The organism is Aeromonas jandaei (assembly GCF_037890695.1).
In the GTDB taxonomy this organism is placed as follows: Bacteria; Pseudomonadota; Gammaproteobacteria; order Enterobacterales; family Aeromonadaceae; genus Aeromonas; species Aeromonas jandaei.
Genome location: NZ_CP149571.1, coordinates 7,501 through 22,022, shown reverse-complemented (window position 1 = coordinate 22,022; position 14,522 = coordinate 7,501). Strand labels below are relative to the sequence as shown.

General features: G+C 60.6%; 14 protein-coding genes. 6 read left to right on the top strand and 8 right to left on the bottom strand.

All coding sequences use genetic code 11. From position 1 onward, the window contains the following. Positions 1–126 precede the first annotated feature (126 nt). Entirely contained in the window at positions 127–693 is a 567-nt protein-coding gene (locus WE862_RS00100; RefSeq protein ID WP_042030510.1) for a TetR/AcrR family transcriptional regulator, read from the top strand. Positions 694–799: 106 nt separating this feature from the next. Here the strand turns inward: WE862_RS00100 and WE862_RS00095 are convergent, their stop codons facing one another. Further along, positions 800–1,753, bottom strand: coding sequence for a LysR family transcriptional regulator (locus tag WE862_RS00095; protein ID WP_042030512.1), 954 nt, complete (start codon positions 1,751–1,753; stop codon positions 800–802). 157 nt (positions 1,754–1,910) lie between these two features. On the opposite strand from WE862_RS00095, the gene aguA reads away from it, so the two are divergent. Together aguA and WE862_RS00085 are read left to right on the top strand one after the other, a co-directional pair. Then, positions 1,911–3,008, top strand: a complete 1,098-nt coding sequence (aguA, locus tag WE862_RS00090) for an agmatine deiminase (protein WP_042030513.1) — start codon at positions 1,911–1,913, stop codon at positions 3,006–3,008. Positions 3,009–3,133: 125 nt separating this feature from the next. Next, on the top strand, positions 3,134–4,837 hold the full coding sequence (locus WE862_RS00085) for an amidase (RefSeq protein ID WP_042030514.1): 1,704 nt from the start codon (positions 3,134–3,136) through the stop codon (positions 4,835–4,837). A 157-nt stretch (positions 4,838–4,994) separates the two neighbouring features. Here the strand turns inward: WE862_RS00085 and WE862_RS00080 are convergent, their stop codons facing one another. Together WE862_RS00080 and WE862_RS00075 are read right to left on the bottom strand one after the other, a co-directional pair. Next, on the bottom strand, positions 4,995–5,522 hold the full coding sequence (locus tag WE862_RS00080; RefSeq protein WP_339058682.1) for an FRG domain-containing protein: 528 nt from the start codon (positions 5,520–5,522) through the stop codon (positions 4,995–4,997). After that, positions 5,506–5,793: an FRG domain-containing protein gene (locus WE862_RS00075; protein WP_339058681.1), complete on the bottom strand. Its 288-nt coding sequence runs from the start codon at positions 5,791–5,793 to the stop codon at positions 5,506–5,508. Before WE862_RS00075 ends, WE862_RS00080 begins: the two co-directional genes overlap by 17 nt. Before the next feature lie 654 nt (positions 5,794–6,447). Here WE862_RS00075 and WE862_RS00070 point away from each other — a divergent pair. Next, the gene (locus WE862_RS00070) at positions 6,448–7,197 is read left to right on the top strand and encodes a CphA family subclass B2 metallo-beta-lactamase (protein ID WP_225628326.1); all 750 of its coding nucleotides are present in this window, start codon (positions 6,448–6,450) and stop codon (positions 7,195–7,197) included. Between the two features lie 101 nt (positions 7,198–7,298). Here WE862_RS00070 and WE862_RS00065 read toward each other — a convergent pair whose 3' ends face one another. The 3 genes from WE862_RS00065 to WE862_RS00055 all read right to left on the bottom strand — a co-directional run bounded on the left by WE862_RS00065 (position 7,299) and on the right by WE862_RS00055 (position 11,628). Beyond that, a complete protein-coding gene (locus WE862_RS00065) occupies positions 7,299–8,723 on the bottom strand; it encodes a DASS family sodium-coupled anion symporter (protein WP_042030516.1) in 1,425 nt (474 codons plus the stop codon). Between the two features lie 462 nt (positions 8,724–9,185). Next, entirely contained in the window at positions 9,186–10,433 is a 1,248-nt protein-coding gene (locus tag WE862_RS00060) for a DEAD/DEAH box helicase (RefSeq protein ID WP_042030517.1), read from the bottom strand. Between the two features lie 103 nt (positions 10,434–10,536). Further along, positions 10,537–11,628, bottom strand: a complete 1,092-nt coding sequence (locus WE862_RS00055) for a GGDEF domain-containing protein (RefSeq protein ID WP_225628328.1) — start codon at positions 11,626–11,628, stop codon at positions 10,537–10,539. A 115-nt stretch (positions 11,629–11,743) separates the two neighbouring features. Between WE862_RS00055 and WE862_RS00050 the strand changes: the two genes are divergently transcribed. Beyond that, a complete protein-coding gene (locus WE862_RS00050; protein WP_225628330.1) occupies positions 11,744–12,007 on the top strand; it encodes a hypothetical protein in 264 nt (87 codons plus the stop codon). A 90-nt stretch (positions 12,008–12,097) separates the two neighbouring features. Here the strand turns inward: WE862_RS00050 and WE862_RS00045 are convergent, their stop codons facing one another. Then, positions 12,098–12,556, bottom strand: a complete 459-nt coding sequence (locus tag WE862_RS00045) for a hypothetical protein (RefSeq protein WP_033113789.1) — start codon at positions 12,554–12,556, stop codon at positions 12,098–12,100. A gap of 215 nt (positions 12,557–12,771) precedes the next feature. On the opposite strand from WE862_RS00045, the gene WE862_RS00040 reads away from it, so the two are divergent. Then, positions 12,772–13,680 carry an S-adenosyl-l-methionine hydroxide adenosyltransferase family protein gene (locus tag WE862_RS00040; RefSeq protein ID WP_339058680.1) on the top strand — a complete coding sequence of 303 codons (909 nt, stop codon included), beginning with the start codon at positions 12,772–12,774 and terminating at the stop codon, positions 13,678–13,680. A gap of 80 nt (positions 13,681–13,760) precedes the next feature. Here WE862_RS00040 and WE862_RS00035 read toward each other — a convergent pair whose 3' ends face one another. Next, positions 13,761–14,321 carry a carbonate dehydratase gene (locus WE862_RS00035; RefSeq protein ID WP_005343397.1) on the bottom strand — a complete coding sequence of 187 codons (561 nt, stop codon included), beginning with the start codon at positions 14,319–14,321 and terminating at the stop codon, positions 13,761–13,763. Between the last annotated feature and the right edge of the window lie 201 nt (positions 14,322–14,522).

Here is a 14,522-nt window from a genome sequence, read left to right as displayed (position 1 = left end):
TGAATGTGCGTTCAAGATGGTTGGCCCCGACCTGCGAGTGGGGTACACTTGCCGACCTTTTCCAGCGCGCGTTGCCAGCGGCTCTTTTTGCGCCGTGGCAACGAACCATTTCCGACGGGAGGAGCCATGCGCATTGCCGAGTTTGATCGTGACGAGGTGCTACGAAATGCCATGGAGGCGTTTCGCGCCAAGGGGTACGCCAAGACCACCATGCAGGAGCTGGTGGCTGCCACCGGCCTGCACCCGGGCAGCATCTACGGCGCCTTTGGCAACAAGCGCGGCCTGCTGCTGGCGGCTGTCGATCACTATGTGGAGAGCAAGCGAGCCCTGCGCCGCTCCCTGCTCGACAACCCGAGCCCGCTGGTCGGTCTGGCTGCCTATCTCGATCAGGTGGTGACCGAGGCGCTCTGCGGCACCTGTCTGGTGACCCGCACCATGATGGAGCTGAGCGAACAGGACGAAGAGCTGACCCAGCGGGTCAAGGGGATCTACGGCGAGCTGGAGCAGGAGCTGGCGGATCTGCTGACGCAGGCGCAGCAGTGCGGTGAGCTGGCGCCGGATCGGGATATCCGCACTCTGACAGCCCTGCTGCTGATCAACCTGCAGGGGCTTATCACCTTCGCCCAGTGCCGTCCCGATCGCCCCCTGCTCGACGACGTGGTCGCCCAGCTGATGCGGGCCCTGCGGGCGTAACGCGATACCGCAGAAACAACAGTGGCTCCCTCGGGAGCCACTGTTGTTTCTGGTCTCAGCCCTTCCTCGGCTTTTCCATCAACCTTTGATGCCAGACGCCGCGGCCTTACCTCGGCCCCACCAGCTCTTTCATCAAATCTTTCAGCCACACCAGAGCAGGTTGCTGGGCGTGCACGGGGTGCCAGACGCAGTTGAGGTGATAATCCGGCACGTCTTCGGGCAGCGGCAGGCTTTTCAGCGGCCAGTGGGTGGCGAGCAGCTCGGCCACCATGCTGGGCAGCACCAAGAGGTGATCGCTCTGGCTGACGATGGCGGCGGCGGACATATAGCTCTGGCTGTTGACCGAGATGGTGCGGCTAAAGCCCTGACTTTTCAGATAGCGGTCGAGGCTTGCCTCCGAGGTGCCAAGGGGCGAGTGGAACACATGGGGCATGGCGATAAGCTGCTGCAGGGTGATGCGCTCCTGCCACTGGGAGGGGTCATCCTCGGCGCCGGCGGGGGTCGATTTGGCAATGGGCAGATCGGCGCGCACCAGTCCGGCCAGCGGTTCGGTGAGCCAGGTCTCCTTGCCGAGATACCCCGGCACCTGCATGTACTCGTCAAACCCCAGCACCAGATCGATCTCGCCGCTTGCCAGCTCGGCTTCGGGCAGGGTGTCGCGCAGGATGCGGATCTCGATGGTGACCCCCGGCGCCATCCGTCTGAGCCGCTGAATAAGCGGCGGGATCAGCACGCACTCCACGTAATCGGTGGTGCAGAGCACGAAGCGCCGCTTCGACTGGCTCGGCTCGAACTCTTCTTCCTCGGTGAGCTGCTGCTCCAGCAGCCGCAGCGCCTGCTGCACCCCGAGATGCAGCCGCTGGGCGCGCGGGGTCGGCAGCATCCCCTGCGGGGTGCGTACCAAAAGCGGGTCGCCGAGAAAGGTGCGCAGCCGGTTAAGGGAGTGGCTCATGGCGGGCTGGCTGATAAAGAGGGCTTCGGCGGCGCGGGTGACGCTGCCCTGCGTCATCAGGGCGTCAAACGCGAGCAGCAGATTGAGGTCGAGCTGGTGCAGTTTCATGGGGGGGATTATTCGCCGTGTTTATGGGACAATCCATCCTATTCATTTGATGGATGGGGGCGCAACGTCTTAATCTGCGACCCACTCTTATTTTTCCAGGATCCCCGCGCCGCGTTTTCACGCCTGCGGGGTCTCAATCCATGCAAGGAGCCTTGCGATGAGCATCAAGACCATTAACTCCACGCCGGCCGCCGACGGCTTCACCATGCCCGCCGAGTGGGCGCACCAGCAGGCCGTCTGGATGATCTGGCCGTTTCGCCCGGACAACTGGCGCGTAGCCGGTCGCTTCGCGCAAGAGACCTTCGCCAAGGTGGCCGATGCCATCGGTGGTGCCACCCCGGTCTTTATGGGTGTACCGGCCCAGTTTATGGAGCAGGCCCGCGCCATCATGCCCGCTCACGTCACCCTGGTCGAAATGGACAGCGATGACTGCTGGGCCCGCGATACCGGCCCGACCATCGTTACCAACGCTGCCGGCGAGTGCCGTGGCGTGGATTGGGGCTTCAACGCCTGGGGGGGTCACAAGGGCGGTCTCTACTACCCGTGGAATCAGGATGAGGAAGTGGCAGCCCAGATGCTGACCCAACACGAGATGGCTCGCTACGATGCGCCGCTGATTCTGGAAGGGGGCTCCATCCACGTGGATGGCGAAGGTACCTGCCTGACCACCGCCGAGTGCCTGCTCAACGAAAACCGCAACCCGCACCTGACCAAAGAGCAGATCGAAGCTCACCTGCGCGACTATCTGGGCGTCACCAGCTTTATCTGGCTGGACGAAGGCGTTTACATGGACGAAACCGACGGCCACATCGACAACATGTGCTGCTTCGTCCGTCCGGGTGAAGTGGCCCTGCACTGGACTGACGATCAGAACGATCCCCAGTACGCCCGCTCCGTGGCCGCCCTCAAGGTGCTGGAAGCGGCGGTCGATGCCAAGGGTCGCAAGCTGAAAGTGTGGAAGCTGCCCCAGCCGGGCCCGCTGTTCTGCACTGAAGAGGAGTCTGCCGGCGTCGAGAGCGGTACCGGCGTGCCGCGCGAGGCAGAAGGCCGTCTGGCCGGTTCCTACGTGAACTTCCTCATCACCAACGATCGCATCGTCTATCCGCTGCTGGATGCCGCCACCGATGGCGAAGCCCAGCGTATTCTGGAAGAGATCTTCCCGGATCACTCCGTGGTCGGCGTACCGGCCCGCGAGATCCTGCTGGGCGGTGGCAATATTCACTGCATTACCCAGCAGATTCCCTCCGGCAAATAAGAACCGGTTCCGGTGAGTATTCCAAACCCCACGCCGTGGGGTTTTCTCTCTTGATGGTGTGATGGTCGCCGGCGCTGATGCGGCGATCATCATGACAAACAGTCACCCTTTTACAGGAGATCAAAATGATCGAAGTGACCGAGGTTTCCATTGCCGAGCTGCGTGCCGCGCTCGAATCAGGCCGCACCACAGCGGTCGAACTGGTCAAGGCCTATCTGGCCCGGATCGAGGCCTACAACGGCCCCGAGACTGCCACCAAACTCAACGCCGTGGTGGTCGCCAATCCCGATGCGCTGAAAGAGGCCGAGGCTTCCGATGCCCGCCGCGCCCGTGGCGAGACCCTGAGCCCGCTCGACGGCATCCCCTACACCGCCAAAGACAGCTATCTGGTCAAGGGGCTGACCGCCGCCTCCGGCAGCCCGGCCTTCAAGGATCTGGTGGCCCAGCGCGATGCCTTTACCGTTGAGCGCCTGCGTGCCGCCGGTGCCATCTGCCTTGGCAAAACCAATATGCCGCCGATGGCCAATGGCGGCATGCAGCGCGGCGTCTATGGCCGTGCCGAGAGCCCCTACAACGCCGACTACCTGACCGCGCCGTTTGCCTCCGGCTCCTCCAACGGCGCCGGTACCGCCACCGCCGCCAGCTTCTCCGCCTTTGGTCTGGCCGAAGAGACCTGGTCGAGCGGCCGTGGCCCTGCCTCCAACAACGGTCTGTGCGCCTACACCCCGTCCCGTGGCGTCATCTCGGTGCGTGGCAACTGGCCGCTGACTCCGACCATGGATGTGGTGGTGCCCTATGCCCGCACCATGGCCGATCTGTTGGAAGTGCTCGACGTAGTGGTCGCCGACGATGCCGACACCCGTGGCGATCTGTGGCGCCTGCAGCCCTGGGTGCAGCTGCCCAAGGCCTCCGAAGTGCGTCCGGCTTCCTATCTGGATCTGGCTGCCAAGCCAGATGCCCTCAAGGGCAAGCGCCTCGGTGTGCCGCGCATGTTTATCAACAAGGATGAACTGGCCGGCACCAGCGAAAACCCCGGCATCGGCGGCCCGACCGGTCAGCGCATCCATACCCGCGAGACCGTGATCGCCCTCTGGGAAGATGCGCGCAAGGCGCTGGAAGCCGCTGGCGCCGAAGTCATCGAAGTGGACTTCCCGCTGGTTTCCAACTGCGAAGGGGACAGACCCGGCGCGCCGACCGTGTTCAATCGCGGCATCGTGAGCCCGGAGTTTCTCAACGACGAGTTGTGGGAGCTCTCCGGCTGGGCGTTCGACGACTTCCTGCGCGCCAATGGCGATCCCAAGCTCAACAAGCTGGCCGATGTCGATGGGCCGAAGATCTTCCCCCACGATCCGGGCACCCTGCCGAACCGCGAGGGCGATCTGGCGGCGGGCATGGACGAGTACGTCAATATGGCCAAGCGCGGCATCAAGCGCTTTGACGAGATCCCCACTGTGCCGGACGGCCTGCGCGGTCTGGAGAAGACTCGCAAGCTGGACCTGGAGGAGTGGATGGACGGGCTCAAGCTCGACGCCGTGCTGTTCCCCACCGTCGCCGACGTCGCCCCGGCTGATGCGGATGTGAATCCGGCCTCCGCCGATATCGCCTGGAGCAACGGCATCTGGGTTGCCAACGGCAACCTCGCCATTCGCCACCTCGGCGTGCCGACCGTTACCGTCCCCATGGGCGTGATGGCCGATATCGGTATGCCGGTGGGGCTGACCTTCGCCGGTCGCGCCTATGACGACAACAACCTGCTGCGCTTCGCCTCGGCCTTCGAGTCCACCGGCAGCAAGCGTATGGTGCCGCCACGGACGCCGCCGTTGGTTTGATTACTGTTGTGAGTTAAATATCTCGGGTTCATTCTGAGATAATGAAAAGACCACCCGATATGCGGGTGGTTTTTTTTTCGGCGTAATAACTTAATTGTTTCCTTATAAGATCGATTGTATTATTTTTTATATGCGGTTGTTGCAATATAAATAAAGATTAATAGCTCGATATCTTTAGGTGTAAATTACAATATTCTGAAGCGCCAGATAAATCAGGGAAAAGTGTAGAGTTATTTATATTCATTCTATTAAGGTATCGCAAAGCATGATTGATATCTTGTTCTGCAACAGGAATGTTTATTTTCATAAGGTCCATGCGCCTCTCTCGACCAGAAACTTTGTGATTGCGAATCCATGACTCTAGATCAATATTATTAGGTCCCCTTGTAAACAACCCTCTTTGACTTACAAGTCGGCTATTTTCATCACTCAAAGGTCTTACAATCTTCACTGTTGGTTTTTGCTTGTTTATTAGCTCAATGTCATTGTTTTTATTTATCATTTTGTTTTTTGCGTTGATCGCTGCCTGTGACAGCGCATAAACGGTAACTTCTTTACTATTGAGCTCAATTGCATTGCTCATGGCAAAGAACAGTGCAACAAAAGGTGATTCGGTCCAATCAAGTAAGGGGGTCGCTAATCCATGGTGCTGGCCCAAGGCCCACCAATCATTTTCTTCTTTCAATATCGCTGGGTTTGGACCGGCGTCTTCCTCTTGTTTCGAGTTTAAATCGCGTCAAATGTTCATCTCTTTTGACTGATGTTGGGCTATTTATTATCCTGTCTAGTGTGGGCTCTAATTTCCATGCTGAAACAGCATGGCCTCTGTATACATAAGTGGTATAGTCAAGTAATTCTTTATTCACAAAGTCAGAAAAATATTTCCATGAACTTAGTTCTGTAACATAAACATTGTCACTAAAGTCGATTTTTTTCCATCTTGCAGTTCTGGCCATAAGCTTACATCTCGGTAAATAACTATTCGTGAATGAAATAATGCCAGATTATATCTATTGGAAGGCCTCATTTGAGTGTTTTGTTGGTGATGACGATTGTATAATTCGAATAGCACAGCATATTAGGACGGTCGCTGCGAGGCTGTAGGTGCTCAGGATTTCCTGTTTCTCTTGCTATCAGGCTATTCGCGGTAAACGGACGATTACGCTGCGCTAATCGACCCTACATGATGTGGCATATTGTTACCTCCCCCTCATCCCCGGCCCTTCTCCCCTTGTCTGTGATCAAGAGTGGGAGAAGGGAGCAAAACGGTTAAGCTGACTGTGCTTTACGTGCGAGGTACGGGTGGGGATGGGAGTTTGGAATTGGCACAGGCCATCCCCTCTCCCTCGGGAGAGGGTTAGGGTGAGGGGTCGCTATCTGTGTTGCAGGTTCGAATCGCGCAGCGTATTCGGACGTTCGCGAATAGGAGGTTGCTGCCGATTTTTCCGGACTTTCCCCTGGCTTCCCTCAGACTTCACCTTCTCTTCACACAACCTCATTTTCCCCTCACAAATCCCCCGTATCTTCTGCTCACTGCTTAAAAGGCCCGGCTTGCCACAGGGGTGGCGAGGGGGCGGTTGGTTCGAGGGAGCAAGATGATGAAAGGTTGGATGAAATGCGGATTGGCCGGAGCCGTGGTGCTGATGGCGAGTTTTTGGGGCGGCAGCGTGCGGGCGGCGGGGATCTCCCTCAAGCAGGTGAGCGGCCCTGTCTATGTGGTGGAGGATAACTACTACGTCAAAGAGAACTCCATGGTCTATTTCGGGGCCAAGGGGGTGACTGCGGTGGGGGCGACCTGGACGCCGGATACCGCCCGCGAGTTGCACAAGCTGATCAAACGGGTCAGCAGCAAGCCGGTGCTGGAGGTGATCAACACCAACTACCACACCGATCGGGCGGGCGGTAACGCCTACTGGAAGTCCATCGGGGCCAAGGTGGTGGCGACGCGCCAGACCCGGGATCTGATGAAGAGCGACTGGGCCGAGATTGTTGCCTTTACCCGCAAGGGGCTGCCGGAGTACCCGGATCTGCCGCTGGTGCTGCCGAACGTGGTGCACGATGGCGACTTCAAGCTGCAAGATGGCAAGGTGCGTGCCTTCTATGCGGGCCCGGCCCACACGCCGGACGGCATCTTTGTCTACTTCCCCGACGAGCAGGTGCTCTATGGCAACTGCATCCTCAAGGAGAAGCTGGGCAACCTGAGCTTTGCCAATGTGAAGGAGTATCCGCAGACCATCGAGCGGCTCAAGGCGATGAAGTTGCCGATCAAGACGGTGATCGGCGGTCACGACTCACCGCTGCACGGCCCCGAGCTGATTGATCACTACGAGGAGCTGATCAAGGCGGCGCCCCAGAGCTGATACGCGCTGTTTTTTAAAATGCCGCAGCTTGTGGCAAGCGCAGCGCCGGTATAGAACGCTGCACAGCCATGCAAAAGGGCCCGTTACGGGCCCTTTTGCTATCAGATCAGCCACTGCCACCAGGTGAGGCCGATGCTCATCACCACGGCAAAGCCCACGATGGCGATCACCAGACCGATACGCATCCACTCCGCGCTGGTGTGATAGCCCATCCCCATCAGCAGCGGGATGCGGGCGTGGGAGTAAGTGGCGAGGTTGCAGCCGACGTTGGTGATGGCGGCGATGCTGAAGATGGCGAGCTCGGCAGGCACGCCGACCGCCAGCAGGGCCCCGGCAATCACCGGCGCCAGCGCCACCACCTTGGCGGTGGCCGAGGCGAAGGCGTAGGAGGTAAAGAGGTAGAGCACCATCACCACCAGCAGCATGGGTATGGTGCCGAGCCCGCCCAGGGTGCTGTGCATAAAGCCGGAGAGTTCATCCCCCAGCCAGCCGGTAAAGCCGACCCGTTTCAGGTTGTCGGCCATCCCCATCAGCACGCTGAACCAGATCAGGGTATCGAAGGCGGCGCTGTTGCCCTTCACATCGTTCCAGTTCAGCACGCCGAGCAGCAGCAGGGCGGCCAGACCGAGAAAGGCGACCGTGGTGGCATCCAGCCCCAGATTGCTGCCGCCGACCCAGAGCACCACCAGACCGACAAAGACCCCGAGCAGGCTCTTCTCATGGCGGGAGAGGGGGCCCATTTTGGCCAGCTCCTCGCGGGCGAAGCGGGGGGCATCCGGCGTGTCGCGGGTCTCTGGGCGGATCACCATATAGAGCACCAGCGGCATGATCAGCAGCAGACCGATGGCGGGCGGCAGCAGATAGAGCGCCCATTCGCGAAAGCCGACCGTCAGCCCGGCGACGCTGGCGGCAATGCCGACCAGCGCCAGATTGCCGGCAAAGCCGGTGCTGAAGGCGACCGCCGAGGCGTCGTTCATGGCGCTGACGCTGGAGAGCAGGAACTGCCCCAGCTTGCGGTCATCCTTGTTGATGGTCTTGGCCAGCGAGTCGGCAATGGGGGCGACGATGGCGGCGCGAGCCGTGTTGCTCGGGGTGGCGGGGGCCAGAATAAAGTCGGCAACCGCCAGACAGTAGGCGGAGCGCAGGGTGGACTGGCCGAAGCGGCTGAGCAGCAGCAGGGCGATCCGCTTGCCAAGGCCGGTCTTGGCAAAGGCGCTGGCAATCATGAAGGCGATGACGATAAGCCAGATCAGCGGGTGGTTGAAGTCGACCAGCGCCCCTTCGATGGCCGCCTTGGGGGTCGCTTCGCCGCCGGCATGGAGCACGGCGTAGAGCCCAAGGGAGAGGATGGCGATATAGCCGGTCGGCGCTATGTTGGTGACGATGACCAGAATGGTGGCGATAAACAGAATGGCGGTGTGGTAGGCCGCCGGTGCCAGTCCAGCCGGGGCTGGCAGCTGCCAGCAGACGATAGCCAGCAGCACGGTCACGAGTGCGGCGAGCTGGGCGAGAGTGAGTTTTTTCATAAGATTCCTGTCCGGAATGAGTGGGGAGGGAGCGATTGAGGCCGCTTCAGCCCCCCTACTATAAAAGGGGTATTGATGGATGCCAAATCCATCAATTGCATCAAATTGAGCTTTCGATTAATTGCAGCCGGTTATTTCGGCGTCTTTGGTCTTGTGGAGATGGGGTGGTGCGGGGCAACCGGCAGGCAATCAAAAGTGGTGAACAGCAAAACGCCCGGGATCGGGCGTTCTCTTTTTATGGGGCTCGCAGCCCTGCTGTTACCCCTTTATGGCAGACGGAGCGTGGCGGACATCGGTATAAGCTGGAGTTGGGGCATTTCGGGAAAACCCATAAATCCTGCTTATAGTGAGCCCGTTTGCCGCTGCGCCCCCGCACGGCGGCAAAACCGGCCGCACAGGGGCTTGTTCCGGTTTGCAGGGATGGGTTTGCAAGGATGGGTTGGAAGGGATTGGCGCGGGCCGTTAGCGCCGCCCCTTGCCACCCTTGTTGCCAGCGAGGGCCTGCTTTCTGGCACGCTGTTTCTGGGCCGCCTTGCTGTTGCGGCGCGGCTCGGGCTCGAAGCGGGTGAGATCCGGCTCAAAGCCGGGGAACCACTGCTGGGGCAAACGGGTGTCGAGCACCGCTTCCACCTTCTCCAGCAGCGGCGCATCTTCCGGGCTGAACAGGGTAATGGCGAGCCCCTTGTTGCCAGCGCGACCGGTGCGACCGATACGGTGGACGTAATCCTCGGCCACAAACGGGAATTCGAGGTTAATCACGTAGTTGAGATCCGTGATATCGAGGCCGCGGGCCGCCACGTCGGTGGCGACCAGCGCCTGCAGGGTACCGGCGCGAAACTCCAGCAGCACCTTCTCCCGCGCGCTTTGCGACAGGTCGCCGTGGAAGGCGAGCGCATTGATGCCCGCCTTGCCAAGCTGCTGGGCCAGTTTATCGGCCCCCTGCCGGGTGCGGCTGAAGATGAGGGCCGGTGCCCACCCCTTCACTTTCAGCATATGTTCGACCAGTGCCAGCTTGCGATCGCTGTCCACCGTATAAACCCGCTGCTCCACCTCGGCTGCCGTGGTGTTGCGCGGTGCCACCTCGATAAGCGCCGGGTCGCGCAGCAGCACCTTGCTCAAGGCAAACAGGTTGTCGTCGCAGGTGGCGGAGAAGAGCAGGGTCTGGCGATCCGCCGGGATCTGTTTGAGCAGCGCCTTGATCTCGTCCATAAAGCCCATGTCGAGCATGCGGTCAGCCTCGTCAAACACCAGATGGCGCAGCGCCGCCAGACTCAACGCCCCCTGCCGCAGATGGTCAAGCAGGCGGCCCGGGGTGGCGATCAGAATATCCACCCCGGCTTGAAGCGCCGCTACCTGCGCCGCGATGCTCACCCCGCCATAGACTTGCGTGCTGGTGAGGCCTGTCCCCTGACCGTAGCGCGCGACACTCTCGGCGACCTGCACCGCCAGCTCGCGGGTCGGTACCAGCACCAGCGCGCGGATCGGGCGGGTCTCTGCCTGTGGCTGTTGCAGCAGCTGCTCCAGCAGCGGCAGCACAAAGGCGGCGGTCTTGCCGGTGCCGGTCTGGGCGCCCGCCATCAGATCGCGCCCCGCCAGAATGACGGGGATGGCGCTGGCCTGCACCGGAGTCGGCGCGGCATAGCCCAGTTCGGTCAGGGTCTGCTGCAAGCGGGGGGAGAGGGCCAGTTCGGCAAAGGAGGCTGTGGACATAGGGGCACCAGTCGGGGTTATCGCGGCCTGCGGCCACGATGCAGTGAGTGATCGTGGCCGCGATGGTAACAGATAGAGGGGGAGTGGCAGAAGGCGGGCCAGCTTAGCTGGTGGTTTCGGCGTCGGGGTTGCGGATCAGGTGGATCTGCTGGCCATCGTAGCTGGCGATATTGTGTTTGCCCTGCTGCTTGACGTGATAGAGCAGCTCGTCGGCCAGATGCACCGCCTCGGCCACCGACAGGTAGTCGCGAATGCGGATCACCCCGGCCGAGAAGGTGATGGGGTCGGGCAGCTCGGCAATGGTGAGGGGGCGGGCCAGCAGCCGGGCGGCGGAGTGGCGCATCATCTCGTCATCGTCCATCCCCTTGAACAGCACGATGAACTCCTCGCCGCCCCAGCGGATGGCGCTGTCCACCTTGCGGATATTGCTCCTGAGGTGGCGGGAAAAGGCGACCAGCGCCTGATCGCCAATACCGTGGCCATAGGTGTCGTTGATCGACTTGAAGTTGTCGATGTCGAGGATCATCAGGTAGTCGTGCTCGTGCAGCATGGTGCGGTTGAGGATGTCGCGCCGCGGCAGCTGGGTCAGGTGATCGGTGTGGGCCAGGGTGCGCAGCCGCTGGTAGAGCTGCTTCCACGCCACCATCGCCAGCAGAATGATGATGATGTAGACCTTGAAGGCCGCGCTGTGGAGCGCCAGCTTGATGAAGTCGAGCCAGGAGTAGGACCACTTGAGATAGAGCACGGCGCCGCTCTTGGTCTGCATAAAGGGTTTGTTGAGGCAGAGATGAAAGGCGCGGCACGGCTCGGCGGCATCGAAGGCGATGGCGGTGCGGGTCGGGTTGAGATTTCGAAAGGGGCGCAGCACCTCGTTGAAGGCTTCATCTACCGCGATGTCGATGGCCAGCAGGCCGTATTTGTAGCCGCCGCGCCCCAGCTGATAGGTGAAGGGGAAGTACATCACTATGGTGTTGCGCAGGCTGAAGCTGTCTACCTCGATATCTGAGACCACAGCTTCATCGGTGCTGCAGAAGTGCCGGAGCTTGCTGAAGCTGGCGCAGCCGAAGTAGTGATACCAGGGGCGAAAACTCATCAGATCCACCCGGACAGAGCCCAGCTTGGTGGGCAGGATGCGCTCGTTGGCCACCATGCCGATCAGCCGGTAGTCGTCCCAGATGGTGTAGATGTTGATCACCTCCGGGTAGGAGAGGGCGTAACGGAAGGTGTTGAGGATATTGGCCGCCGGGTATTGCAGCGGGACATCGGCAAAGCGCTCCTTGCTCTTGAGGTCGTAGCCATAGAGATAGTCGGTGCCGACGCCGCTCGAGCGGATGGTGCTGTGCCAGATAGCTGGCGATGTTCTCCACCTTGAGGATCTTGGCCCGCTGATAGAAGACGTCGAACACGTTCTTCTGCTTGGCGGTGATGAGGTTCATATCGTGCTGGATATTGAGATAGGTGTAATAGAGGACGCAACCCAGCCCGCCCAATACCAGCAGGGCGAGCCCCAGCAGGGTGGCTCTGGGGCGGTCGAGTCGGATCAGATACCAGGCCATGGCCGAAGGCTCTCCTGAGAGTGAGACGAACGATCCCGGGGTGGCGGATCGCAAGGGTGGACAAGCTTGAGTATATGCCACCCCGTTTTGGGCAAACTACGGCGCCGCTTATTCGACCTGCAGCACCTGCTCGCTGGCCAGATGGTGCAGCCACTCCCGCACGATCAGCAGCACGGCGGCAAACTCCCCCTCCCGCGGCAACTGGCTGGCGGCGAGGGGATCCCCCTCAGCCATGGCGGCCAGCTGGCCAAAGGCTTGCTCCACCAGTTCCCGGCTCATGGTGTTATCCCCCAGCACTTCGGCCAGCGAGGGCTCGCTGCGCAGGGTGAGGGGCAGACCGGGCGGTATTTCGGGAGCGATGCGCATCAACTCATCCTCTACCACCATGATGGCGCGCTCCAGTTCGAGCGGGGTGGGCGGCGCGTGGCGAAATGGCCCGGGCTGGATGGCGCGGGTGCCGAAGGCGAGCGTCCAGCTGGCGAGGGGAGCATCGGCGTGGCCAAGCCAGACCTGACTGCGCTGCTCGCCAATCTCCAGTAACAGTGTGGTGTCGGGGGCGGGATTCATGGTGCGGGACTCCTGTCGAGGGCGAGTGTGACAACCCTCTTTTGATAACGCCATCAACCGGCTTTGGCGAGCACAATTTCTGCCATAGCCCCTCTGTTTTGCGAGTGGCGGCTCACTTTGGTGTTAACACCTTGCAATAAATTCCTGTTGTGGCAGTCTGGATGGCCAAATGAAGGTTTTTAACCACTCATTGCCACCGTTTCAGGAGTTCAGATATGGATATTCGTACCGCTCCCCGCGCCATTGCGCTCGCTCTGCTGCTGGCCAGCAGTGTTGCCACCGCCAACGAGGCGCTGGTGATCCAGACCGACTTTGGCCTTAAAGATGGCGCCGTTTCGGCCATGAAGGGGGTTGCCTTCGGGGTGAACCGCACCCTGCCGCTCTATGACCTGACCCACGAGATCCCGGCCTACAACATCTGGGAAGCCTCCTACCGCCTCTATCAGACTCTGCAGTACTGGCCCAAGGGCACTGTGTTCGTCAGCGTGGTGGATCCGGGTGTCGGCACCGATCGCAAGTCGGTGGTGCTCAAGACCAAGAGCGGCCACTACATCGTCAGCCCGGATAACGGCACCCTGACTCTGGTAGCCGAGCACTTCGGCATCGACACCGTGCGCCAGATCGACGAGAAGACCAACCGCCTCAAGGGCTCCGAGAAGTCCTACACCTTCCACGGTCGCGACGTCTATGCCTACACCGGCGCCCGGCTCGCCTCCGGTGTCATCAGCTACGAGCAGGTGGGCCCGAAACTGCCTGCCGAGGTGGTGAAGATCCCCTACCAGGCTGCGGTAGCCGAGAAGGATGGCACTCTCAAAGGCACCATCCCGATCCTCGATGTGCAGTACGGCAACGTCTGGACCAACATCGACGATACCCTGCTGACCAAGGCGGGGATCAACAAGGGGGATACCGCCTGCATCAAGATCAGCGAAGGCTCTGCGGTCAAATATGACGGCAAGGCACCCTACGTCAGCAGCTTTGGCGATGTGCCGGAAGGGCAGCCGCTGGTCTACCTCAACAGCCTGCTGCAGGTGTCGGTGGCGCTGAACATGGACAGCTTCGCTGCCAAGCATCAGGTGCAATCCGGTGCCAACTGGCATATCAGCCTGAAGAAGTGCTCCTGATCCGCACATATATAAGTAGAGATAGAAACAGCAACGGGCGCTTCGGCGCCCGTTTTGTTCTCTGGTAATAAAGAAAGGGATCAGAACTCGTTGGAGAGCGCCTTGTACCCTTTGACCAGATCGATATTGGTGTGAGCCACGTCCTCGGAGAATTCGGCGGCATCCACCGAAACCCGGGGGATATGGGTCAGATCGCTCTGCTGGTTGATGCGGGTGGTGGAGGGGACGTAGAACTCCGGCGGCAGATCGCAGCCATCGATCACCGAGTTGTGACGCACCACGGCGCCGTCACCGATATGGCAGTTGAACAGCACGCTGTTGAAACCGATAAAGACCCGGTTCCCCACTTCGCACGGCCCGTGGACGATGGAGCGGTGAGCGATGGAGGTGTATTCGCCGATGGTGACGGCGGCGCCGGATTTGGAGTGGATCACCACCCCGTCCTGAATGTTGGAGTTGGCGCCGATGACGATGGGCTCCATCTCGCCGTTGGCATCCACCTCGTCGGCGCGGATCACCGCGTAGGGGCCGACGAAGACATTCTCTTTGATGATCACCTTGCCGCAGATGATGGCGGTTTTGTCGATATAGGCGGATTCATCGATGACCGGCAGGTGGCCGGAGGGATTTTTGCGGATCATGTTACATCCTGTGGTTGCCAAGAGGAGTGCTTGGGAGGTGGACGAGGCGTCCACCGGTCGGTCAGCTTACCCCTCGTCGCCCCTCGGTGAAAGCCCTGACTGGTCTGACCCTTGTCGCAAGCCGCGCCGCGATCACTGTTTCCGCTCGCCGGAATATGGGAGCATGGCTGCCATCCCGAGAATCGGTTTGGATGGATATAA